General features: G+C 63.9%; 22 protein-coding genes. 12 read left to right on the forward strand and 10 right to left on the reverse strand.

Annotation, left to right across the window (positions count from 1 at the left end):
• The 3 genes from ABDB81_RS21715 to ABDB81_RS21725 are packed head-to-tail and all read right to left on the reverse strand — an operon-like array spanning position 1 to position 3319.
• A complete protein-coding gene (locus ABDB81_RS21715; protein WP_346813551.1) occupies positions 1-1239 on the reverse strand; it encodes a cyclopropane-fatty-acyl-phospholipid synthase family protein in 1239 nt (412 codons plus the stop codon).
• Positions 1236-2030 carry a DUF1365 domain-containing protein gene (locus ABDB81_RS21720; protein WP_346813553.1) on the reverse strand — a complete coding sequence of 265 codons (795 nt, stop codon included), beginning with the start codon at positions 2028-2030 and terminating at the stop codon, positions 1236-1238. The genes ABDB81_RS21715 and ABDB81_RS21720 overlap by 4 nt, the downstream gene beginning before the upstream one ends.
• Positions 2027-3319 (reverse strand): FAD-dependent oxidoreductase, encoded by a 1293-nt coding sequence (locus ABDB81_RS21725; RefSeq protein WP_137927368.1) that lies wholly within the window; start codon positions 3317-3319, stop codon positions 2027-2029. Before ABDB81_RS21725 ends, ABDB81_RS21720 begins: the two co-directional genes overlap by 4 nt.
• Before the next feature lie 112 nt (positions 3320-3431).
• Here ABDB81_RS21725 and ABDB81_RS21730 point away from each other — a divergent pair, with 112 nt between their 5' ends.
• Positions 3432-4049 carry a helix-turn-helix domain-containing protein gene (locus tag ABDB81_RS21730; RefSeq protein ID WP_346813555.1) on the forward strand — a complete coding sequence of 206 codons (618 nt, stop codon included), beginning with the start codon at positions 3432-3434 and terminating at the stop codon, positions 4047-4049.
• Here ABDB81_RS21730 and ABDB81_RS21735 read toward each other — a convergent pair.
• Positions 4022-4768, reverse strand: a complete 747-nt coding sequence (locus ABDB81_RS21735; RefSeq protein WP_160474181.1) for a Crp/Fnr family transcriptional regulator — start codon at positions 4766-4768, stop codon at positions 4022-4024. The genes ABDB81_RS21730 and ABDB81_RS21735 overlap by 28 nt on opposite strands.
• A 95-nt stretch (positions 4769-4863) precedes the next feature.
• Here ABDB81_RS21735 and ABDB81_RS21740 point away from each other — a divergent pair, with 95 nt between their 5' ends.
• Genes ABDB81_RS21740 through ABDB81_RS21765 form a run of 6 tightly spaced genes read left to right on the forward strand, consistent with a single transcriptional unit; the run spans position 4864 to position 11113 of the window.
• A complete protein-coding gene (locus tag ABDB81_RS21740) occupies positions 4864-6981 on the forward strand; it encodes a TonB-dependent receptor (RefSeq protein ID WP_346813558.1) in 2118 nt (705 codons plus the stop codon).
• On the forward strand, positions 6981-8063 hold the full coding sequence (locus ABDB81_RS21745) for an ABC transporter substrate-binding protein (RefSeq protein WP_346813560.1): 1083 nt from the start codon (positions 6981-6983) through the stop codon (positions 8061-8063). The genes ABDB81_RS21740 and ABDB81_RS21745 overlap by 1 nt, the downstream gene beginning before the upstream one ends.
• On the forward strand, positions 8060-9100 hold the full coding sequence (locus ABDB81_RS21750) for an iron ABC transporter permease (RefSeq protein ID WP_346813562.1): 1041 nt from the start codon (positions 8060-8062) through the stop codon (positions 9098-9100). The genes ABDB81_RS21745 and ABDB81_RS21750 overlap by 4 nt, the downstream gene beginning before the upstream one ends.
• Positions 9093-9869: an ABC transporter ATP-binding protein gene (locus ABDB81_RS21755; RefSeq protein ID WP_137927373.1), complete on the forward strand. Its 777-nt coding sequence runs from the start codon at positions 9093-9095 to the stop codon at positions 9867-9869. The genes ABDB81_RS21750 and ABDB81_RS21755 overlap by 8 nt, the downstream gene beginning before the upstream one ends.
• On the forward strand, positions 9866-10495 hold the full coding sequence (locus tag ABDB81_RS21760) for a hypothetical protein (RefSeq protein ID WP_346813563.1): 630 nt from the start codon (positions 9866-9868) through the stop codon (positions 10493-10495). The genes ABDB81_RS21755 and ABDB81_RS21760 overlap by 4 nt, the downstream gene beginning before the upstream one ends.
• Positions 10496-10498: 3 nt before the next feature.
• Positions 10499-11113 carry a hypothetical protein gene (locus tag ABDB81_RS21765; protein WP_346813564.1) on the forward strand — a complete coding sequence of 205 codons (615 nt, stop codon included), beginning with the start codon at positions 10499-10501 and terminating at the stop codon, positions 11111-11113.
• Between the two features lie 22 nt (positions 11114-11135).
• On the opposite strand, the gene ABDB81_RS21770 is transcribed toward ABDB81_RS21765, so the two are convergent.
• On the reverse strand, positions 11136-12485 hold the full coding sequence (locus ABDB81_RS21770; RefSeq protein WP_346813565.1) for an epoxide hydrolase family protein: 1350 nt from the start codon (positions 12483-12485) through the stop codon (positions 11136-11138).
• A 243-nt stretch (positions 12486-12728) separates the two neighbouring features.
• Between ABDB81_RS21770 and ABDB81_RS21775 the strand changes: the two genes are divergently transcribed.
• On the forward strand, positions 12729-13253 hold the full coding sequence (locus ABDB81_RS21775) for a cupin domain-containing protein (RefSeq protein WP_346813566.1): 525 nt from the start codon (positions 12729-12731) through the stop codon (positions 13251-13253).
• A gap of 17 nt (positions 13254-13270) precedes the next feature.
• On the opposite strand, the gene ABDB81_RS21780 is transcribed toward ABDB81_RS21775, so the two are convergent.
• Positions 13271-14182: a LysR family transcriptional regulator gene (locus ABDB81_RS21780; RefSeq protein WP_137927376.1), complete on the reverse strand. Its 912-nt coding sequence runs from the start codon at positions 14180-14182 to the stop codon at positions 13271-13273.
• A 154-nt stretch (positions 14183-14336) separates the two neighbouring features.
• Between ABDB81_RS21780 and ABDB81_RS21785 the strand changes: the two genes are divergently transcribed.
• Positions 14337-14990 (forward strand): DsbA family protein, encoded by a 654-nt coding sequence (locus ABDB81_RS21785; protein ID WP_346813567.1) that lies wholly within the window; start codon positions 14337-14339, stop codon positions 14988-14990.
• 84 nt (positions 14991-15074) lie between these two features.
• Here the strand turns inward: ABDB81_RS21785 and ABDB81_RS21790 are convergent, their stop codons facing one another.
• Both ABDB81_RS21790 and ABDB81_RS21795 read right to left on the reverse strand, forming a co-directional pair.
• Positions 15075-15437: a hypothetical protein gene (locus tag ABDB81_RS21790; protein WP_137927377.1), complete on the reverse strand. Its 363-nt coding sequence runs from the start codon at positions 15435-15437 to the stop codon at positions 15075-15077.
• Positions 15438-15582: 145 nt separating this feature from the next.
• Positions 15583-16095: a hypothetical protein gene (locus tag ABDB81_RS21795; RefSeq protein WP_346813568.1), complete on the reverse strand. Its 513-nt coding sequence runs from the start codon at positions 16093-16095 to the stop codon at positions 15583-15585.
• 276 nt (positions 16096-16371) lie between these two features.
• Between ABDB81_RS21795 and ABDB81_RS21800 the strand changes: the two genes are divergently transcribed.
• Both ABDB81_RS21800 and ABDB81_RS21805 read left to right on the forward strand, forming a co-directional pair.
• Positions 16372-17298: a LysR substrate-binding domain-containing protein gene (locus ABDB81_RS21800; RefSeq protein ID WP_160474172.1), complete on the forward strand. Its 927-nt coding sequence runs from the start codon at positions 16372-16374 to the stop codon at positions 17296-17298.
• A gap of 89 nt (positions 17299-17387) precedes the next feature.
• The gene (locus ABDB81_RS21805; protein WP_160474171.1) at positions 17388-18380 is read left to right on the forward strand and encodes a tripartite tricarboxylate transporter substrate binding protein; all 993 of its coding nucleotides are present in this window, start codon (positions 17388-17390) and stop codon (positions 18378-18380) included.
• Between the two features lie 34 nt (positions 18381-18414).
• Here ABDB81_RS21805 and ABDB81_RS21810 read toward each other — a convergent pair whose 3' ends face one another.
• Positions 18415-19032 (reverse strand): LysE family translocator, encoded by a 618-nt coding sequence (locus ABDB81_RS21810; protein WP_346813569.1) that lies wholly within the window; start codon positions 19030-19032, stop codon positions 18415-18417.
• 133 nt (positions 19033-19165) lie between these two features.
• On the opposite strand from ABDB81_RS21810, the gene ABDB81_RS21815 reads away from it, so the two are divergent.
• On the forward strand, positions 19166-19456 hold the full coding sequence (locus ABDB81_RS21815) for a hypothetical protein (RefSeq protein WP_346813570.1): 291 nt from the start codon (positions 19166-19168) through the stop codon (positions 19454-19456).
• 17 nt (positions 19457-19473) lie between these two features.
• Here the strand turns inward: ABDB81_RS21815 and ABDB81_RS21820 are convergent, their stop codons facing one another.
• The gene (locus tag ABDB81_RS21820) at positions 19474-21060 is read right to left on the reverse strand and encodes an EAL domain-containing protein (protein ID WP_137927381.1); all 1587 of its coding nucleotides are present in this window, start codon (positions 21058-21060) and stop codon (positions 19474-19476) included.
• Positions 21061-21552 lie beyond the last annotated feature (492 nt).

Here is a 21552-nt window from a genome sequence, read left to right on the forward strand (position 1 = left end):
CTAGACCTCGCGCGTGAGCAGGAACTGCATCACGTCCGTACGGTCTTCGTCGAAGCTGGCCTCGCAGTAGCACAGGTACAGATGCCACAGCCGCACGAATGCTTCATCAAAGCCTTGCGCCATCACCTCTTCGCGACGTGACATGAACTGCTGGCGCCAGCGTCGCAGTGTCTCGGCATAGTCATGGCCGAACGCGAGCACAATGCTGACCGCCAACCCGGATCGGCCCGCCGCGCGCGAAAAATGTCCGGGGCTGGGCAACATGCCTCCGGGAAAGATGAATTCGCGGATGAAGTCGCTGCTGGCGCGGTAGGCGTCGATACGATGCTCGGCCATGGTGATCGACTGCACCAGTATCTGACCGCCCGGACGCAGGCGCGCGTACAGCGTGTCGAAATAGGTGCGCCAGTAGGCTTCGCCCACCGCTTCGAACATCTCGATGGACACGATGGCGTCGTAGCTGCCATCGAGATCGCGATAGTCGCACAGTGCCAGCGAGACACGATCTTCCATGCCGGCTTGCCTGACACGTTCCTGCGCCCGTGCGAGTTGCGCAGGCGATATCGTGATGCCATGGACGTTCACGCCGCGTCGCGCCGCATGCAATGCGAATCCGCCCCAGCCGCAGCCAACTTCCAGTACGCGCATGCCGGGCTGCAATTTCAATGTGTCGAAGATGTGCGCGTACTTGGCTTCCTGCGCATCGTGCAAGGGTTGATCGACATCGCCCGCGAACCATGCGGCGGAGTATGACCAGGTGTCGTCGAGCCACAGCGCATAGAAATCATTGCCGAGGTCATAGTGCGCGTGGATGTTCCGGCGGCTGCCATCGCGCGTGTTCTTGCGCAGCAGATGCCGCAACTGATACCAGCGGCGCGACAGCCATGTGCCGGCGATGGTGCGCGGCAGCGCGGACTCGTTGCGAAGGGCGAGACGCAATAGCGCGGTGACATCGGGGCTGTCTACCCACTGATCGCGCCACGCCTCGGCAAAGCCGATATCGCCTGCGCGCAGTATCCGCTCGCAGGCGCGCCAGTCGCGCAGTGTCAGCCGTGCGCCCGGCGACGCGTGGGGATCTCCGAAGATCCTTTCCGCGCCGTCCGGCAGCGTCAGCACGAGATGGCCCACCTTCACGCGCGCCAGTGTGGCCAGGAACACGCGGCCCGCCACGGGAATCTCTGCCGATGCCGAACGGGACCACGGGGACAAGGTACGAAGGCTGAACGCGGAGCGGATCATGGGCGAATATCGTCGAGAGGCGATTCCGTAGCGGGAGAAGGCGATACATCGGCGGGCGGCCGCTTGCCGTGGAAGGGCACGCCACGCATCCAGAGTCGCAATGCCTGCCAGTGGATGCGCAGCGTCACCGACAGCGTGAGCCACGGCTGGCGCAGCAAGGCGTGCAGCATCGTTGTGCCTGTCAGGGGCTGCTTGTGTCCACTGATTGCAGTGCGAAGCAGCATGCCGGCATCGTCGAGATAGTCGATGCCGACGAAAGACGTGGTGCCCGACTCCCGCACGTGCATTGCGTAATGGCCGCGCACATCGTTGAAGGGTGATACATGCAGCAGCTTGCGCGTGGCCAGTACCGTGCGGTCATGGATGGGTCCGAGGTCGGGTGCGGTCACCAGATAGGTGTGGCGCCCGCCAAACGTGTTGTTGACTTCCGCTACCAGGGCGCGCAGGTTGCCGTCGCGGTCATGGCAGAACCAGAAGCTCACTGGATTGAAGGCGTAGCCGAACAGGCGTGGGAACGTTTGCAGCCAGATCTCGCCATCGTCGGGAAGATCTGCCGCGCGCAGTCGCGCACGCATCCACGTGGACAGGTCGCTGCCGTCGCGCGCGCCGTAGTCCTGTGTGCGCAGGCTGACGATGCCTGCACGGTCGATGCCAAACCACCAGCGGTTGAGTTGAGCGAGTGCATCGACGTTCAGCCGCAGGCAGAACACGGGATACACAAAGCGGTTCCGCACCGGCCGCAGGCGATCATGCATGACGCGACACTGCAGTAGCCAGGCGTTGGGATTCATAGCCGGGCCCAGGTTGGCAATGCACCGAAATCGCGCACCACGCGCAGCGCGGACTTCAGGCCATCTTCATGGAAGCCATAACCCGTCCATGCCCCGGCATACCACGTGCGGCGGCTTCCCTGCAGCGCGGGCAGTGCCTGCTGCGCAGCAATGGCGCGCAGGTCGAACAGTGGATGCTGATACGTGAAGCGACGCAGCTCGGTGCCGGGCGCAGGTTCGCGGAACGCGTTGAGCGTGACCACGACCGGTGTGCGGAATGGCAGCGGCTGAAGCTGATTGACCAGATAGCTTACACATACCGCACGCGACATATCGGCGCGCTGCCCACCGAGATAGTTCCACGCCGACCATACGCGGGGGCGGCGCGGCAGCAACGTGGGATCGGTGTGGAGGATGGCGACGTTCGGCCCGTAGCGTACCGCGCCCAGCAGATCTCGTTCGGCATCGCTGGCATCCGCCAGCATGTGCAGCGTGTCAGGCGCATGGGTTGCCATGACGATAGCATCGAAACGCTCCGTGCCATCGTCGGTCATGACATTGACGCCGTCGTCATCGCGCCGCACGGCACGCACTGCAGTGCGCAGGCGCACATCGTCGAGTTGTGCAGCAATGCGGCGGACATACTCGCGTCCGCCACCGGACACCGTGCGCCATTGCGGACGATTGGTGATCTGCAGCAGCGCGTGATTGATGCAGAAGCGCAGGAACGTGGCGGCGGGAAAGCGCAAGACATCGGCGGTGGCACACGACCAGATCGCGGCGGCCATCGGCAGCAGGTAGTGCTGGCGGAAAGGCTGGCCATAGTTGCCGATGGTGAGCAGTTCCCCGAGCGAGCAACCACTGTGATCCGCATGCACAAGGTTGCGCGGCGCGGCGCCGTTGAAGCGCACGATATCGCGCAGCATGCCGAGGAACGTTGGCGAGAACGCATTGCGACGCTGCGCGAACACCGTGTTGAGACTGGTGCCGGCCCATTCCACGCGCCCGTGGTCCATCGAGACCGAGAACGACATATCGCTGGGACGCGACGCCACGCCCAGTTCGTCGAACATCGCAATCAGGTTGGGATAGGTGCGGTCGTTGAACACCAGAAAGCCGGTATCGACCGGACTGGTCTGTCCATCCAGCGTGACGTCGACGGTATTGGTGTGGCCGCCGAGATAGTCGCCCGACTCGAACAACGTGACGCGGTGCCGACGGGCAAGCAGCCACGCACTGGCCAGCCCCGAAACGCCGGCGCCGATCACGGCGATGCGAAGTCCAATTGAGGTGCCGAAAGATGCATTCACGACCCGTGCTCCCGGTGATTTCTTGCTTTGGCAGTGCGTTTTTCGCAGCCGGTGCTAAGATGGACGCTACCGTTTCGGAAATAAGACTACTGCATAGTAGCGAGATTTACTAATGAGTATTTTCGGCAGGCTCAGTTTCAAGGACCAGGCATTCCAGTTGCGTGAGGACGCGATCCTCGACGCGGCGACGCGCATTCTCGCGGGAAAGGGGTTCGACCTGATGACCATGGACGACGTGGCCGGCGAGGTCGGTATTTCCAAGCCCAGTCTCTACAAGCATTTCAAATCGAAGGACGAACTGGTGGGGGCGGCAATGATCCGCCTGATCGACGGCGCGCTGGCATTCCTCGATGCGCTGCCCGATGACCTCACCGCGATGGGACGCCTGCGCGCGCTGCTGGAGTGGGCGCTGACTGTGCGGCTCCAGGGCGGGTTGCCCTTTCTCCCATCGACCAGCCCCGCCGTGCGCGACATGCTGCTGCGCAATCTGCCCTATGTGGCGCGGGTGCTCAAGTTGAACGGGCGATTAAAAGGGATGGTTGTCGAGGCCAAGAAAGCCGGCGACCTGAACAGTGACCTGCCGGACGACGTGATCCTGTTCAGCTACTACGCGCGCACCTGCGACCCGGCGGTGGAGTATCTGCGCGTCTACGGCAAGCTCGACGATGCCATCATCGTCAGTCGCATGCTCGATGTGTGTTTTCAGGGGATAGGGGCAGAGAGGGCCTGAGCCGTTCCATCCGCCGGGCAGGCCACATTGCCGGCCAACGTCTCCAACGCGCGCGGCGTCGTGATACGCCAGGCCCGGCCGCGTCCTTCCAGATAGCCGAGCTTCTGCCAGTCGGCAAGCAACCGGTTCAACGTTTCTGCGCGTATCCCGAGCTTGGCAGCCAACTGGCGCTGGCTCAGCGGAAATTCGACGCGCATGCCGGTCTTGTTCGCCAGCTTCAGCAGGTAGGCGGCCAGACGCTGCGCGGCGCTGGTGCTGGCCAGCGTGTCCACATCGTCGATGCGTTGATGCAGGACATCGGCCGCCAGCGCGAGCATGCATAGCGCAAGCTGGGGATGGTCGAGACACGTTTGGTGGAGATTGTCTCGTCCGAAGCGGCACAACGTGCTGTCTTCTGCCGCACGCGCCTCGACCGGATACGTCCGATGCGGCATGAACATGACGATGGGCGCCAGCCACTGGCCCGGCAACGCGTGGTGGAGGATTCTGTCCTCGCCATCGATCCCGATGCGCAGCGTATCGATGCGGCCGCACATGACCAGATACCAGTAGTCCGCGCGCTGGCCCTGCCGGAATACGCAATCCCCTTTCTGCAGCGCCGTGATCGAAGCGTCCGCAAGCAGTGGCTCGATCGGTATCGTCTGGCTCCATAACGGATGGCTGGCGAGCATGACCTGCACCGCTTCCACGTTCATCCGCGCTGTCTTGATATTTCTCATTGGTGATTGACCCCGAGATCCGAATAATTCGCAAATGATAATCATTCGCGAAAACGTGGGCCTCTGACAAGAGGACCACCCTCGGGGAGGTCAATGTGTTACGTCATTTTGTAGCCTGCGGTGCAGGCAGTGTCCTGGCGCTGGGCTGGCCGTGCGTGAGCGCGGCGGCGGAGGATGGCAATGTTCATGAATTGCAGGGCGTGACCGTGAGCGCGACGCGCACGGCCGATTCCATCGAGGAAACGCCGCGCGCGGTGACGGTCATCTCCGGCGAGGAGATCCAGGATCGCGTAGGCAGCGGCGGCATCCAGGGAATGCTGGCCGATGTGCCCGGCCTCGCCTTTGCGCGCACGGGCGGACTCGGTGGGCAGTTGGTGATGCGCGGCTTCAACACCAACTCCGGCCGCTCGATCATGGCCATCGACGGCGACCGTTACCGGGGCCGCAGCACGCTCGAATACAACATGATCGATCCCAATTCGGTGGAGCGCATCGAGGTCATCCGGGGACCGGCGTCGTCGATCTATGGCTCCGACGCCATGGCAGGCGTGGTCAACATCGTGACGCGCCGTGCCAAGGTCGAACGGGATCAACCGTTTTCGCTGAAGCCGAAGATCCGCGCCGTGGAGTGGAACAGTGTCAACAACATGGTGGGCGGGCGTGCCGAACTGCTTGGCGGCGGCAAGGGCTTCGACGTCATGCTCGGCATCAATCATCGCGACGCGGGCGATTACTCCACCCCCATCGGCGATGCGCTGAACAGCGGGTTCAATGCGACGGGTGCGGATCTCGCGGTGGGCTTCTCACCAAGCGCCGATTCGCGCTGGGAGTTGTCCGGGCGCTACCAGCGCGTGGTCAGCAAGCGGGCGGGCGGCCTGGGCGCGGCGCCGGGCGAACCGTACCTGAGCGTGCGCGAAGACCCGATCATCGAACGCTATGTGCGGCTGGCCTATGAAGGACGCCGTGTCGCCACGTGGATCGACAGCCTCGACGCCAGCGTCTACGTGCGCGATTTCGATACCGATATCTATCAACGCAACAGCAGGTCGCCTGCGGTGACGGTGTACAACCACATCAAGGTCTACACGCCCACGGTATGGGGCGGCCACGTCACGGCAATGAAGCGGCTTGGCAGCCATTCGTTGAGTTTCGGCGGCGACTTCTTCAACGAGAGCTTCGACGGCCGCGTCAACAATGTGCAGCGCTACCGCAACAGCACGGGCGCATTGATCGGCAGCACCGGCTGGCGGCAGATGGAGCGCGGCGCGGACCAGACCAATGTGGGCCTGTTCATCCACGACAACTGGCACGTTGGCGAGAACTGGACGCTGTCCGGATCGCTGCGCGGCGACATCGTGGATGTGCGCATCGGCGACGCGATTCCCAACGAAGCTCCCGCGCTCACACGGGCATACGAAGGCAAGACTTCGCCGCGCCACTACGCGGTAACCGGTGGCATTGGTGCGATCTACCAGTTCGCGCCCGCATGGCAAGTGGTGGGCAATTTGAGCCGGGGCTTTCGCGCGCCATCGGGCATGAACCTGACGATTGCCAGCATCGCGGGCACGCAGCCCATGCTGCCATCGCCCGATCTTTCGCCCGAGACCAACCTGACCGCCGAGATGGGGTTGCGCTGGTATGGCCGTCGTAGCTGGTCTCGGTTGACCGCTTACCAGAGCAAGTACACGGACCTGATCACACCGCGTCGCGTGGGACCCAACTTGTTCCAGCGGCAGAACCTGGGCAAAGCCACGATCCGCGGTATCGAACTGGAAGGGCGCGCGCGCATCACGCAACAGTGGAGTGCGGGGCTCTCTGCCACCTATACGCATGCGCGGAACGATATCAATGGCGAGCCGCTGCCATACGTGGCGCCACTGACCGCCAATGCCTCGCTGCGCTACGACGGCAAGGGCTGGCATGGTGAAGGCGTGATCCGCGCCTTCCAGGCCAAGCGCAACATCGACCCGACGCAGGAGCGCCGCACACCCGGCTACACGATGGTCGACCTGCTCTTCGGCATGGATGTGGATCGCCTGCTCGGTAGCGAATGGCGCGACTGGAAGCTGCTGGCTGGTGTGGAGAACGTGTTCAACAAGGTGGGCCGCAATCCCACGGTGACGGAGAACCTGTCGTATCCGAACACGCTGGTGGGCAATCCGCTGGTGGAGCCGGGACGGTCCGTGGTGCTCAAGCTGGTGGGGACGTATTGATGCGCTCGCTCGGATGCTTGTTCGTATCGCCGGCGTTGCTGCTGGGTGCGATGTCGAACACCCACGCGGGCAGCGTCGTGGACCAGATGGGCCGCACCGTATCGATTCCGGAACGTGTCGAGCGCGTGGCCGTCATTCCGATTCCGATTGCCTCGATGGTCATGGCGGTGGATGGTAGCGCGGCGCGTCTCGCCGGCATGCACGGTGCCAGCCGCGCGGACTTCGAACTCGGCATGCTGGGACGCATGTTCCCCGAGGCGGCGCGCTTGCCCACGCAGGTGTCGGGTGAAGGCTTCGTGCCGAATGTGGAGGCACTCGCTGCCACACGTGCAGACTTGGTGATCCAGTGGGGGGATCGTGGCGACGATATCGTGCGTCCGATCCGCGGCCTCGGCCTGCCCGTGGTGACGTTGCGTTATGGCGATAGCAGTCTGGCCGCGGGTTGGCTGCGATTGGTAGGCGCAGCGCTGGGCAAGACCGGGCGCGGCGAAACCCTTGCACAGTGGTTCGAGGCGAGCCGAGCGGCCACTGGCAAGCGCGCGGCTTCCATCCCCGATGCGGAGCGGCCGCGCGTGGTCTACCTGCAGCGCGCGCGTTCGGGTTTGCGCGCGGCGGGCAAGGGCACGAGCATGGATGGCGATATCCGCCTGTCCGGTGGCATCAATGTCGCGGCCGGCGTGCCCGGCTTCGCGCAGATCGATGCCGAGCAGTTGCTGGCCTGGAATCCACAGATCGTGCTGCTGAACAATTTCGAGCCGGGACTCGCACCCGCCGATCTCTATCGCGATCCGCGTTTGCAAGGCTTGGCGGCGGTGCGTGATCGACGCATCTACAGCTATCCGCATGGAGGCTTCCGCTGGGACCCGCCGAGCCAGGAAACACCGCTGACACTGGACTGGTTGTCCAGCCTGTTCCATCCGCAACGTGCCGTGCCGGGTTTCAGGGTGCGCGTGAGCGAAGCCTATCGCATGCTTTACGGCTACACGTTGAGCGAACGCGACACCGATGACCTGCTCAAGCTCGACGCCAACGGCGGCAGCGCGCACTACCGCACGCTGTTCGGCAAGGAGACGAAGCCGTGACGTCTCGTTCCATATTTCGCCCTGTTTTTCGCTTCACACCTTCCACGCTGATCCTGGCCATCGCTCTGCCGGTCGTTGTTGTGCTGGCGATGGCCGCAGGCCGCTACGCCATTGCACCGGGCACCGTGCTGCGCATTCTTGCGGCGCCGCTACTGGGCGAGGGTGACTGGAGTCCGCTGCAGCAGAACGTGGTGCAGGGCGTGCGCCTGCCGCGCGTCTTGCTGGCTGCCGTGGTCGGCGCGGGGTTGGCGGGCGCGGGCGCGGCGCTGCAGGCGCTGTTTCGCAATCCACTGGCCGAGCCGCAATTGCTGGGCGTATCGTCCGGCGCAGCGTTTGGTGGCGTGCTCGCGTTGCTGTGGCTGGGCGATGGCTGGCCTGTTGTCACCGGTGCGCTGCTCTGGGGTTTGCTGTCGCTGCTCGCGGTGTACTGGCTCGCCGGTGCGCGCAAGGGCCAAGGCGGCGGCACGGTGTTGCTGGTACTGGCCGGCATCGTGGTCAATGCGGTGTTTGCGTCGGGTGTCTCGCTGATCAAGGTGATGGCCGATCCGCAGAACCAGCTACCGGCCATCGTCTTCTGGCTGATGGGCAGCCTGGCTGCCGCGGACTATCCCCGGCTTTGGCTCACATTGCCATGCATCGGCCTGAGCCTGTTGCTGTTGTATGGCATGCGCTTCCACCTGATGGCGCTGGCCGTGGGCGATGCCGATGCGCGCAGCCTCGGCGTTCCCGTGCGACGTGTGCGCGTGCTGGCGCTGCTGGCGGTAGGCGTCATCGCCGCATCCAGTGTGGCCGTGTGTGGCGTGGTGGGCTGGGTGGGGCTCGTGGTGCCGCATCTGGTGCGCATGAGTTGCGGCGGCGACCATCGGCACTTTCTGGTCAATACCGTGCTGGCGGGCGCTGCCTATCTCGTGATCGTCGATACGCTGGCGCGCACGCTCACGCAGATGGAGATTCCGCTGGGCGCGCTCACTGCGCTGTTCGGTGCGCCATTGTTCGCATTCCTGATTCGTCGGCTGGGAAGGAGTGCGCATGACTGAGATCGCCTTGCAGTGCAGTGGCATTGGTCATCGCTATGGCGCGCGCTCCGTGCTCAGTGATTTCTCGCTGCAGCTTCCGCGTGGCGCCTTGTGTGCGCTGATGGGCGCGAATGGCGCGGGCAAATCGACGCTTCTCAAGATTCTTGCGGGACATCTTGCACCGGCGGCGGGACAGGTACACCCGACGGGGCGCATGGGATTTGTGCCGCAGGAAGTGCATCCCGCCTTGCCCATCGGCGCGCTGGAAATGGTGCTGCTGGGCCGCGCCGGGGGCATCTCGATGCTGCGTGCACCGGGGCGCGCAGACTATGCCGCTGCCCGTGCCGCGCTGGAACGTGTCGAAGCCGGGCATCTGGCCGATCGCGCCTTTCTCTCGCTATCGGGTGGTGAACGCCAGTTGATCGTGCTGGCACGCGCGTTGGCAGCGGAGGCCGATGTGCTGCTGCTCGATGAACCCTGTGCTGCCATGGACTGGCACAACCAGTCACTGACATTGCGTTTGCTGGCGGAACTGGCTGCCACCGGCATCACCATCATGTTCAGTACGCATGCGCCACAGCACGCACTGGAATTCGCCAGCCATGCCGTGCTGCTGTTCGCCGATGGCCAGCATGCCTCGGGGGCACCCGACCGCATCATGGATGAAGCCGCGTTGTCGCGCTTGTATCGCGTGCCGGTACGCCGCGTGAGACTGGACGCGCTTCCCCGCGCCGGCACGGCAGTGCCGGTGTTTTCGCATTCCACAGTGGAGAAACTGGAGTCATCGTGACGCATAACGTCCTGCATATCCGCGCCGTCTCACACGAGATGCCTGCGTTCCTTGGGCTGTTGACATCGCGCGCCATGGCGTCGCGCTCTTTGCGCGAGCTATCCGCCGAGGATTTCCGCGAGCGCACGGCCATCCTGATCGAGGCACACATCGACCAGCGCGCCATGATGCACCATCGCGCCGCGCTGCGCGCCCATCTCGATGCCGGGGGCACCGTGGTGTTCAACGGCCATCTGGTCTATCCCATCTTCGACGAACTGGAGCCATTCCGCGTAGCGGCGGGCCGGGGCGTCAAGGACCTGATCGTCGAGCGCGTACATCCGCATCCTGTGTTTGACGGCGTGTCCTGCGACGACCTGAGCTTCCGGCGCGGGGTAGCGGGCTTCTATGGACGCGGCGCCAATCCCGCGCCGCCCGATGCCGTGGTGCTGCATCGCCTGCAGCGCGATGGGTCGCCGCTGGACTGGGTGTGGCAGCGCCCGCGTGGTGGACAAATCTTCATGGACGGCGGCAACAGTTGCTGGATGTACGCGGCGGATCAGACCAGCGCCGCGCGCATCGCACCGCAGCTTCTTGACTGGATCGAGGCCGGCGCACCGGCAGTGCTTGGCAAGGAAGAGGAGTAGGGCATGCGCATCGCATTCGTGGACGGTGGCACGTATTACCACCATGCAACGTTCAATGATCCGGCCTTCAGCGGGATCTTCGATGTCAACATCCATGCGCCGGATCTGGTGCGTGCCGATCTCTCGGAGGTGGACTGCCTGTACGTGGCCAGCCGGCAGAACCCTTTGGACCTGATCGCGGCGCGGCAGATGATCGCGGATTTTCTCGCAGCGGGAAAGCTGGTGGTGGCGCTTGGCGAAACCCGACCCGAACTGTGGCTGGACAATGTGGAGTGGCGTCCCGGCGAGACGAACTTCTGGTGGTGGCTAGAACCCGATGCGGACTCCGGCCTGCGTGTGGGCGATGAAACCCACGGCCTGTATGCCCGGCTGGTTCTGGCCGATGCCACATGGCACAGGCATGGCGACCTTGTCACACCATCGGGTGCGATATCGGTGGTGAATACCGTCGACGGAGGATCGATTCTCTATGACGATGCGGCCAGTGGACCGGGGCGTCGCATCATCTCGACGCTCGACCCCTGCTACCACCACGGCAGCTACTTCATGCCGGCCGCAACGCGCTTCCTGCATGGTTTTCTGCCGTGGCTCAAGGCGGGGGCGCCGGTCCGACGCTGACCGGTGGCCCCCGTTCGGCGTATCAGCGCAACGAGCGGAACGATTTCCTCAACTCGTCGCTGAGCACTTCGGGCTGTTCCCACGCTGCGAAGTGACCGCCTTTCTCCAGCCGGCCATAGTGCAGCAGATTGGGAAACGCCTGCTGCACCCAGCTCTTCGGTGCCTGGTACAGCTCGTCGGGGAAGGCGCTCACTGCCACCGGGATCTTGATGCCCTTCGGCGCAAAGAACGCGAACTTGTTCTCCCAGTACAGTCGCGCCGAAGACACGCCGGTGTTGGTCAGCCAGTACAGCGTGACGTTGTCCAGCACATCGTCGCGCGTCAGTCCTTCCCGCTGGCCGTCGAACACGCGTGCGATCAGTTCATAGCTGCGCGCATCGTGATCGAGCATCCACGCGGCCAGCCCGACCGGCGAATCGTCGATGGCATACAGCGTCTGCGGCCGGTTCGTCATCTCCTGTGCATAGGCCAGCCCGTGCTTGTAGAAGAAATCGAGTTGCCCATACGCGCGCTTCTCGTCAGCGGTCAGGCTGGCAGGGGCGGGTGCACCGGCCTGCAACGATTTCTCGATCTGCGGCGGCACCGCGCCGGGCATCGTCGTATGGATGCCGATCAGTTCCGGCGGCGCCTGGACCGCCATCTGCTCGGTCACGGCATCGCCCCAGTCACCGCCCTGTGCCACATAACGGGTATAGCCCAGGCGCTTCATCAGGATGTTCCAGGTCCGCGCGATGCGGGCCGGGTCCCAGCCCAGTTCCTCCGGTTTGCCGGAGAAGCCGTAGCCCGGCAAGGAGGGGATGACCACGTCGAAGGAATCCGCCGCGTTGCCTCCATGCGCAGTGGGATTCGTCAGTGGATCGATCAACTTCAACTGTTCCACGATCGAACCGGGCCAGCCGTGCGTGATGACGACCGGCAACGCATTCTTGTTGCCCGAGCGCACGTGGATGAAATGGATGTCGACGCCATCGATCTTCGTCACGAACTGCGGATACTGGTTGAGGCGTGTTTCGAACTTGCGCCAGTCATAGTCGGTGGACCAGTACTGCGCGAGCTTCTGCATCGTCTGCAGTTGCACACCCTGCGTACCGTCCTTTACGAGTTCGCGGCTGGGCCACTTGGTGGCGGCGATGCGCTGGCGCAGGTCGGCCAGCTCCTTGTCCGATGCGTGATAGGCGAAAGGACGAATCGACGTGTCCTCGCCACGCAGGCGCTCGGTGGCCGTGGTGCCAGTCTTGTCGACAGGTGCCGGGGTAGCTTGCGCCATCGCTGACAGCGACGCGAGGGAAAGCATCAGTGCGCACGCGGCCGCGCTGAACGCGGTGCGCTGTGCGGAGCGATCAAGACCGGGCCTGGAGATGGGATGTGCCATGTTCGGAGTCCTTTTTTGCGTGGAGCCTGGCGATGCGCCGACTCGGTAGCGGGACGATAGTGAGCGCATGTGTCCAACATGTTCCGCGTGCAGGGGGTGTTTGTATCGCTCTGTAGTGATGGACCCGAAAGCCGCGAGAAGCCGCCGCAAAACCGCTTGTTCCGCCGTGTATCAATTGAAGTTCCGGCACACCTGTTTATCGCCTTGCCGGGCGCTTCTATATTCGTGCGCACGGATCGGTCGATGACCGATTGGCCGGCAACGATGGAGAACGCAGCGATGAACACGACGACAAGACGACTTGGCCTCTCGATTGGCCTGATGGCAGCGATGCTTGGTGCTGGCACCACGAGCGCTGCGGGACTCTCTCCGAAGGCCAATGGATCGATCCTGCAGGAGGACATCAAGTGGTCCAGCTTCCCGGCTTTCCCCCGGCGTGCGCAGCTTGCGGTGCTCGTGGGGGACCCGGCGGCTGCGGGGCCATACGTGGTGCGTGTGAGTGTGCCGGGTGGGGTGAAGCTGCTCCCGCACGTGCACCCCGAGGATCGGATCTATACCGTGATCTCCGGTGTGTTCTACATCGGCATTGGCGATGAATTCGATCCGCAGCGGCTGGTGGCCTATCCGCCGGGCAGCGTGGTCGTATTGCCGGGCGGCACCCCCCATTTCCACTGGGCACGGTCGGGCGCTTACGTCACGCAGGTCAGCGGTAACGGACCGCTCGGCATCGAATACGTGCATGCCGACGACGATCCGCGCAGCAAGTGAACGTCGACCAGTGAGCTTCAGTCGGCGAACTTCTCGACGAGGAAATCTACCAGTGCCCGCACGCGGCTCGACATGTGTCGCGCGTGGGGATACAGCAGCATGAAGGGCCGTGACGTGCCGCCGTGCTGTTGCAGGATTTCCACGAGCGCGCCGCTGCGCAGGTCTTCCTCCAATACAAAGCGGTAGGTCTGGAACAGCCCTGCACCAGCGCGAGCGAGCGTGGCGCCGCCCAGCACGTCTTCGGAGGCTGCGTACGCGCCTGTGGTCACGATGTCCACGTCTTCGCCATCCAGCCGGAAGGTCCACGGAATGCGCCGGCCGCTGCTGGGCCGCTCGAACTGGATGCATTCGTGCGCCTGCAGATCATCCAGGGATTGCGGCGTGCCGTAGCGCTTCAGATAACCTGGCGTGGCCACCAGCACCAGTTCCGCATCTTCCAGCTTGCGCGCGATCAGCGCGGAATCGTCGGGCGCGCGGCCTCGTACGGCCAGGTCATAGGTGTCATCGGCAAAGTCCACGTTCCGGTTGCTGATGTGGACGTCGATTTCCACTTCGGGATAGCGCTCGCGGAATGCGGGAAGAACGGGCAGCACGCGATAGTGGGCATAAGGCGTGGGCAAGCTGATCCGCAGGCGCCCGGCTGGGGTTGCATGCTGGCCACTGATCTGGCGCTCGGCCTCTACCAGTTGCGCAAGGGCTGTCCGGCTTTGCTCGAAATACGCGCGGCCTTCTTCGGTCAGGCGGATCTGGCGCGTGGTACGCACGAACAGGCGCACGTTGAGCCGTTCCTCCAGGCGAGACACGCTGCGGCTCACCGCGGCAGGCGTCACGCCGGCGGCCACGGCTGCTGCGGTAAAGCTGCTGAGTTCTGCAGCCAGGCAGAACAGTTCGATGCTGCCAAGCTGCAGGTCGTCGAATTGGCGCTTCATGGTTTATTGACACCGTGTAATGACTGTTGTTGGCGGTGCGTCCTTCAATGTCCGGCACGAGGTCGCCAGAATTCGGAGGTCGAATTCCGGACATTGTAGTTAAACGCGTCACCGAACGCCTATGGCGCCGATGACCGTCTCCCACATGAGGTGAATGATGGAACTGATCTATATCGGCGATCCGATGTGCTCCTGGTGCTATGGATTTGGCAAGGAACTGACCACGCTGCAGCAGCGGCACCCCGAACTCCCGATGCGCATCGTCGTGGGCGGCATCCGTGCCGGCGCCACCGATGTTCTCGATGATGCGGGCAAGCGCTTCCGGCTGCAGCACTGGACGCGCGTGGAACAGGCCAGCGGCCTGCCGTTCAATCGCGATGCCTTGATGGCGCGCGAAGGCTTTGTCTACGACACCGAGCCCATCTGCCGGGCGGTGGTGACGGCGCGCAGGCTCGCGCCCGATGCGGACTTGCTCGCGGTGTTCCGCGCGCTCCAGCATGCGTTCTATGTGGATGGGCTGGATACCACGAATGGTCGCGTCCTGGCTGACGTGGCGACGAAAGCCCTGGTGCAACAGTCGCACAAGATCGATGCCGTGGCATTTCTCGACGAATGGAAGACGCAGGCTGCCATCGAGGAAACCGCCGTCGATTTCCGCACCGCCCGGCTCTGGGGTGTGGGCAGCTTCCCGACGCTGGCGCTCCGGGACGGCAAGAAGCTCTACCAGGTGGTGACTGGGTATGCGTCGGCGGATGCCGTGGACGTGGCGTTGCAGAATGCGCTCAAGCTCGTGCGCACTGCCGCCTGAAGCGAGACGCCGATAGAAAGCACAATACCCGCGCGCCTGAGCGCACGGGTATTGCAATGCCAACTGCGGTGATCTGCGTGAAGGTTACTTGCTGGACTTGGCACCGTCCGTGTACGGGTTGTACTTGTCGGACTTCGCGCCATCGGTGTACGGATCGGGCTTGCCGATCTTCGCGCCGTCGGTGTACGGGTCGGGCTTGCCCCTGGCACCGTCCGTGTACGGGTCAGCCTTTGCGGTCGGTGCAAGGTCGGTGCGCGTGGTGGACTTGGCACCGTCGGTGTACGGATCGAACTTGCCTGCCTTGGCACCATCGGTATAGGGATCGGCCTTGCCGGAGCGGGCGCCCTGGCTGTAAGGATCGTACTGCTTGGTCTGCGCCTGGGCCACGGGGGCCAGTGCCACGGCCGCCGCTGCAACAATCAGGCTGGATAGGATGGTCTTGCTCATGAAAGCCTCGCCAGATGGGGCGCGATTCAGGAAGCCGCCCGACTGCGCCCACATTGCTTTGTCGGGCGAGCGGCTTGAGGCAAGCCTTGACGGCTGTCTTTGCAGTATCCATTAAGGATAGTCCCTGTCGCGCCCGCCCGCTGGCTCAATGCGGCCGTTCTTTGCGTGACCTGGGCGTCTCGCGGACCTGAGCCGCTGGCACGTCCTTTACGCCGTTTTCAGGCGACTCGGTAGTTGCCGTCAAGACCGGAAGATTCAGCAAGTGACCCCAGGCATCCACCCAGGCACGTTGCGTGGCCGCGCCGAGTTCCATCATCGATGTGGCGTAGTGCAGCGGAATCGACAGGAACGGAATCTGGTTGGTCAATTGCCGGGCATAAAGGTCTTCGGGGTCTTGCGGCACAAAGAGCGATGCCCAGTCGAACTGCGCTTCCTCGCTCATGGATTTGGCAAAGTCGGTATTGAGCCCCACGAACTTGTACCAGCTATTGAGCACCGTGTTGTCGAAGGGAACGAAGGGGTTGAAAGGCGTGAGGGATGCGGCCAACGGTGCCGTGAACTGAGGCACTTGCGGAAACTGCGCAAACTGAGGGAACGCGAACGGGGCCATCGGCCAGCCAGGGAAGGCCGGGAAAGATTGCGTGGAATTGCTTGGCATGCGAGAAGCTCCGGTGAACCTACCAGTGAGTGAAAGGCTGCAAGCTTGGGGGCGTACGCGCGTCGAAAAATGCTTCACCGGGCGCATGGAAGAACTTCCATCAGGCGGCGTGGGAAGCACGCTGGCCCGGAGGCGGAGAACGACCTCCACATCGTCATCCAGGATGGACCCCGGGTCAACCTGAAGATTACCCGGTCAGCTTTTCGCGAATCACGATGCGCACTGCGTGGCAGCATCGGCAGGCACAATATCGGCCATCGGTGATGGGGAAGACATATGGAACTGCGGCAACTTCGCTATTTCGTGCACGTGGTGGAACTGGGCAGCATGGGGCAGGCGGCGCAGCGGCTGGGCGTGGTCACATCCGCGCTGAGCCAGCAGATCAGCCGGCTGGAAAGTGAGTTGTCCACGCGGCTGCTGCAGCGGACTTCCACGGGCGTAGTGCCCACCGATGCTGGCCTGGCCTTCTGGCGCCAGGCGCAACTGGCGCTGCGCCATGCCGACGATGCGGCGCAGGCAGCGCGTACCGCGCGGTTGTCGGGTCATGTCAGCGTGGGCATGGCGCCCACCACGCTGGCAGTGCTTGGGCCCTCGTTCATGGTGGCGATGCGCGAGCGCTATCCCGATATCCGGCTGCATCTCGTCGAGAGTCTCTCCGGCGGATTGGCATCGATGATCGGCGCGCGGCAGCTCGACCTGGCGGTGTTGTTCAGGCTCGAACCCGGCCAGCGCTGGAGCGCGGTGCCGTTGCTCGACGAACGCCTGTTTGTCATCGCGCGTCCGGACCAGCCCGGGTTGCCGGCGGCGCTGACAATGCGGCTCGATGCCATCGGCAATCTCCCTCTGATTCTGCCCAGCCGTGGACACGGCCTGCGCGCGGTGCTCGACGCCGCGTCGGCAGGCAACGCCGAGCCGCTCAATGTGGTTGCCGAGATCGATGGCCTGGCGGTGCTGATGGATGCCGTGCGCGCAGGACTGGGCGCCACGATACAGCCGGGTGCGGCTGTGGCGCGCCACATCGGCGATCCGCTTTCGATGATCGAAATCGAGGATGTGGGCGTGAGCCGCACGAACCTGCTGGTGAGTCCGTCCGACGACGAGCTGTCGCCAGCGGGCCTCGCGGCGCGCGGCGTGCTGGGGCAGGTGGCGCGCGAACTGGTGACCGCAGGGCGCTGGCCGGGCGCTAGTCTTCACGAAAACTGAAGACCGTCCGCCAGGAGGGTACTGGTTCACATGGCGCGGGTTTCGTAGAGTCCGGGAATTCTTATTCCAATGATCCCCAGGAGACTCGCATGACCCCATGCCAATCGAGGCGCCGCGCGCTGACAGCGCTCATGGCGCTGGCCGGTGCTTCCTTTTCCTTTTCTGTCCCGGCACTGGCTGCCGATGCCTGGCCGTCCAAGCCGATCACGCTCGTCGTGCCGTTCGCCTCGGGCGGCACCACGGACATCATCGGCCGCGCGGTAGGACAGCGGCTGGGTGAAGCGCTGGGCCAGCCCGTAGTGGTGGACAACCGTCCGGGCGCCGGTGGCACCATCGGCGGTGCACTTGTCGCGCGGGCCGCGCCGGATGGCTATACGTTCCTGCTGGCCACCGTGGCGCACACCATGGCACCGGGCATTTACAAGACGCTGCCGTACGATTTTCAGAAAGATCTCGAACCTATCGGCATGGTGGCGCTGACGCCCAACGTGCTGCTCGTGAATCCGTCGATTCCTGCGAAGACGGTGCCTGAGTTGATCGCCTACATCAAGGCCCATCCCGGTCAGGTCAACTATGGTTCGGCCGGCATCGGCAGCACCGAGCATTTGTCGGGTGAACTGTTCCGCGCGGCCACCGGCACCGATATCGCGCATGTACCGTACAAGGGCGGCGCGCCGATGATGACCGACCTGATCGCCGGCCAGATCCAGATGGCCATCGAGACCAGCCCATCGGCCAATCCGCACGTGAAAAGCGGCAAGGTCAAGGCACTGGCCGTGACCACGGCCAAACGATCTGCGGCCTATCCGGGCGTGCCGACCGTAGCCGAGAACGGTGTGCCAGGCTACGAGGTCACCACGTGGTACGCACTGATGGCACCGCGCAACACGCCCGAGGCGGTGCGCCAGCGCATGAGCGCGGAACTGGGCAAGGTGCTGAAGCAGGCCGATGTGCAGAAACGGTTCGACGAGCAGGGTGTGACCGCTGGCGACATGACACCGCCGCAGCTCGCCGGCTTTATCAAGACCGAAACGACGAAGTGGACCAAGGTGGCCAAGGACTCGGGCGCCAAGGCCGAGTAACCATCGCCAATCGCCGCGCGGCTGATCGCGCGAACTACAGCGCGCGGCGAATCTCCGCGAGTCCGAACGCGGCTAGTGCCAGCCCGGCCACACGGTCGATCCACTGGCGCAGCCGCGTGCCCAGCGCATGCCGCGCGCCGGTAACCATTGCCACCAACACGCACCACCATGCCACCGATCCACAGAACACGCCGAGCACGGTGGTCATCGCGATCGAGGTGGAGAACGGCCCGCGCGGCGCCAGCGTGGCGAACAGCGCCGCGAACATGATGATGGTCTGTGGATTCGTCAACGTCAGCAGGCAGGCACTGGCAAACGCGCGCAGCCCCGTGCCATTGCCACGCAACGACGCCACCTGATCGGTCGGCTTCTGAAAGAACGTGCGCAGGCCAAGGTAGAGCAGGAACAACCCGGCCGCCAGATGGAGCGGCTTGTCGTAGGCCAGCATGAACTGGGACACGCCCACCAGTCCCAGCGCCGCCACCAACCCGTACACCGCATCCCCGCAGGCAATGCCCAGCCCAATCGACAGCCCGGCGCGTGGGCCGTCAGTCAGCGTGCGGCGGATGCAGAGCATGCCCATCGGACCAACGGGTGCGGCAACGGCCAGGCCAACGCCGGCGGCGGTGAGAAAAAGGGCGGGCAGGGACATGATGGGTCTCCGGTTTTTTTTTGTTTGATGGGAGATTCTAGCGCTGCGGGACGAATCACTTTAATGGTTTTGTGATTCAACAGAAAGTGGCCGCGCAGTAGCCTCTTCGACTTCAATCGAAGGGGAGAAGAGCATGCTTATCGAATGCAGCGTGGAACTGCTGTGGTACCAGAGCGTATTGCTTGTCGGGTACCCCGGCATCCTGTTCCACAGTGAGAAATTTCGGAGTGTTCCGCTTTTTCTTCAATGCGTCGTGGCCTATCTTTTCGGCTTCGTGTTGGCCTTCGTCGGGAGTTCGATCTGGTGTCCGTACGGTTGGGGCTATCTGGTGGAAACGTCGGCGGTCTCGGCTTGTTTCCCTACGACGATGTACTGCGTTGCCGTGATGGTCGCGAAACTCTGGAAGCGATCGCGCTGGTCCTAGCACAACCGCTCGAACATTCAAGCCGCCAAGGGCGCCGTCCGCGCCAGCAACTGCGCCAGCTCTACCGCAGGCACCGGTCGTCCGAACAGCCAGCCCTGGCCGTAGTCCACGCCCTGTTCGCGCAGGAAGTCTGCCTGGGCGCTGTCCTCGATGCCTTCGGCCACGATCTGGAGTCCCAGTGACTGTGCCATGGCGATGATGTGCGGTGCCACGGTGCTGGAAGCGGCTTCCTGTCCGATGGTGTCGACGAACGACTTGTCGATCTTCAGTGCATCGACCTTGAAGCTCTGCAGGTAGGACAGGCTGGAGTAGCCCGTGCCGAAATCGTCGATATAGACCGGGTGGCCGGCATCGCGGAATGCCTGGATGGTGTCGCGCGCCACGTCGGGTTCGAGGAATCCGCGTTCCGTGGCTTCGATACGGATCTGGTCCGGTGCGATGCCGGTACCACGCAAGCGGTTGGCGAGCACGCCCAGGAAGCGGCGGCTCTTGAGGTCTTCCACGCCGACATTGATCGACACATAGAACGACGGGTGTCGGCGCAGCAATGTGCCGAGTTCGGCCAGCACGATATCGAGCACCTGATCGGTGATCTGCTGGATCAAGCCGGCGTTCTCCGCCATCGGGATAAACAGGTTGGGACGCACGAGCCGGCCCTGTCGGCGCCATCGCACGAGTGCCTCCACGCCAACGCAATGATTGGTTGCCAGCGATACGATGGGCTGATAGTGGACGGCCATTTCGTGCCGCCGCACGGCGCCGCGCAGTTCGCCTTCCAGGCTGAAGCGGCGCGTGGCACGGCGCCATACCAGGATGCCGAGCGGCACGCCCGCAGCCAATCCCACCAGCAGTCCGCCGGCGAGCAGCGCCTTCCAGTTGGCGAGCAGCGCGGCGCGCGGCACCAGCACCACCACGGCCAGCGGCATGGTGCGCGAGCGGCGCAGTACCAGCGAGGCGTCGTCATCGCGCTGGGTTTCGCCACCCGACCCATAGGCGTGGTCTGCATAGGCGCGCTGCAATCGGGCCAGGCTCGCGCCCTGGGAAACGGCGAAGATGCGGCCGGCATCGGTATTCACCACGGCCAGCATGCGTGCCTCGCGATCCACTACATCGACAAAATTCTGCGGATCGATGGCCACGTAGTTGCCGTTGCGTCCGATCAGCAGCGTGCGGCGGGGCGCGGCGAACGGGTTGGGCTGGTCGAACCAGAAATCGAGATTGTCGCGCGTGCGCCAGTCGGGCGGGGGAAGGGACAACTGATCGGCCTGGATCGGCCCCAGCAGTGCGGAACACAGGCGCTTGCCGCCGCGATAGATGCCGGCGTCCTGAATATGGCGATAGGTATAGGTGATGCGCCGCATCTCGACGAGCTGCGCTGGCGAGCACGGTTCGTCCCGCAGGGATTCGAGATCGAGCAGTGCATTCTGCGCCTGGGTCATGACCGCTTCGGCACGGCCGACCGCGGCGTCGGCAAAGACGCTTAACTGCTCGGATTCGCGGCGATTGGCTTCCAGTTGAGCCATGAATACGCCGATCCCCACCGGGAATAGTGTGGCGAGCATGGCAAGCACGATCGTCACCACCAGGAACCAGCTGCGCTGCATCAGGAGCCCTCAGGAGACTGCGCCGCACGCGGCGCCCATGACGATCATGGCGCCGTCCTAACCCGATGTGTTGAGGCCAGTCAGGCTGGCTCTACCTGTACGCTCCGTGGAGCATAGCTAACAAATGCTGATCATGTCTGCGATTTGTCGCATTTTCTGGTATTTCCGGACGACACGCCTCCGGCAATGCGCGCAAGCATCGCCCACAGGGTAAGTCGATTGTTTTACGCCCGATATCGCCTCGGCGAAGAGTTCGGTGGGGTGGCGAACGGAGGGGATCGAACGAAGCGTATCGGAAAACCCGCGCCGGTCGATATGCGCTCCCCTCTCCCGCGCGCGGGAGAGGGGTCGGGGGTGAGGGCGGGGCGCTGCTTTGTCGAGACGTAGTTCGAGCTTGAAGCGCTGGCCCTCACCCCCAGCCCCTCTCCCGCCTTGCGGGAGAGGGGAGTGTAGTGGTCAAGTAATCTTGGACACTTTTTCAGGCAGACCTAC

The sequence above is a fragment of the Cupriavidus sp. DL-D2 genome (assembly GCF_039710735.1).
Taxonomy (GTDB): Bacteria; Pseudomonadota; Gammaproteobacteria; order Burkholderiales; family Burkholderiaceae; genus Cupriavidus.

Bases quoted from the DNA above. Each gene is read 5' to 3' on its own strand.
- ABDB81_RS21715 (WP_346813551.1), bottom strand. From the start codon at position 1,239: ATGATCCGCTCCGCGTTCAGCCTTCGTACCTTGTCCCCGTGGTCCCGT.
- ABDB81_RS21720 (WP_346813553.1), bottom strand. From the start codon at position 2,030: ATGAATCCCAACGCCTGGCTACTGCAGTGTCGCGTCATGCATGATCGC.
- ABDB81_RS21730 (WP_346813555.1), top strand. From the start codon at position 3,432: ATGAGTATTTTCGGCAGGCTCAGTTTCAAGGACCAGGCATTCCAGTTG.
- ABDB81_RS21735 (WP_160474181.1), bottom strand. From the start codon at position 4,768: ATGAGAAATATCAAGACAGCGCGGATGAACGTGGAAGCGGTGCAGGTC.
- ABDB81_RS21745 (WP_346813560.1), top strand. From the start codon at position 6,981: ATGCGCTCGCTCGGATGCTTGTTCGTATCGCCGGCGTTGCTGCTGGGT.
- ABDB81_RS21755 (WP_137927373.1), top strand. From the start codon at position 9,093: ATGACTGAGATCGCCTTGCAGTGCAGTGGCATTGGTCATCGCTATGGC.
- ABDB81_RS21765 (WP_346813564.1), top strand. From the start codon at position 10,499: ATGCGCATCGCATTCGTGGACGGTGGCACGTATTACCACCATGCAACG.
- ABDB81_RS21770 (WP_346813565.1), bottom strand. From the start codon at position 12,485: ATGGCACATCCCATCTCCAGGCCCGGTCTTGATCGCTCCGCACAGCGC.
- ABDB81_RS21775 (WP_346813566.1), top strand. From the start codon at position 12,729: ATGACCGATTGGCCGGCAACGATGGAGAACGCAGCGATGAACACGACG.
- ABDB81_RS21780 (WP_137927376.1), bottom strand. From the start codon at position 14,182: ATGAAGCGCCAATTCGACGACCTGCAGCTTGGCAGCATCGAACTGTTC.
- ABDB81_RS21785 (WP_346813567.1), top strand. From the start codon at position 14,337: ATGATGGAACTGATCTATATCGGCGATCCGATGTGCTCCTGGTGCTAT.
- ABDB81_RS21790 (WP_137927377.1), bottom strand. From the start codon at position 15,437: ATGAGCAAGACCATCCTATCCAGCCTGATTGTTGCAGCGGCGGCCGTG.
- ABDB81_RS21795 (WP_346813568.1), bottom strand. From the start codon at position 16,095: ATGCCAAGCAATTCCACGCAATCTTTCCCGGCCTTCCCTGGCTGGCCG.
- ABDB81_RS21800 (WP_160474172.1), top strand. From the start codon at position 16,372: ATGGAACTGCGGCAACTTCGCTATTTCGTGCACGTGGTGGAACTGGGC.
- ABDB81_RS21805 (WP_160474171.1), top strand. From the start codon at position 17,388: ATGACCCCATGCCAATCGAGGCGCCGCGCGCTGACAGCGCTCATGGCG.
- ABDB81_RS21810 (WP_346813569.1), bottom strand. From the start codon at position 19,032: ATGTCCCTGCCCGCCCTTTTTCTCACCGCCGCCGGCGTTGGCCTGGCC.
- ABDB81_RS21815 (WP_346813570.1), top strand. From the start codon at position 19,166: ATGCTTATCGAATGCAGCGTGGAACTGCTGTGGTACCAGAGCGTATTG.
- ABDB81_RS21820 (WP_137927381.1), bottom strand. From the start codon at position 21,060: ATGCAGCGCAGCTGGTTCCTGGTGGTGACGATCGTGCTTGCCATGCTC.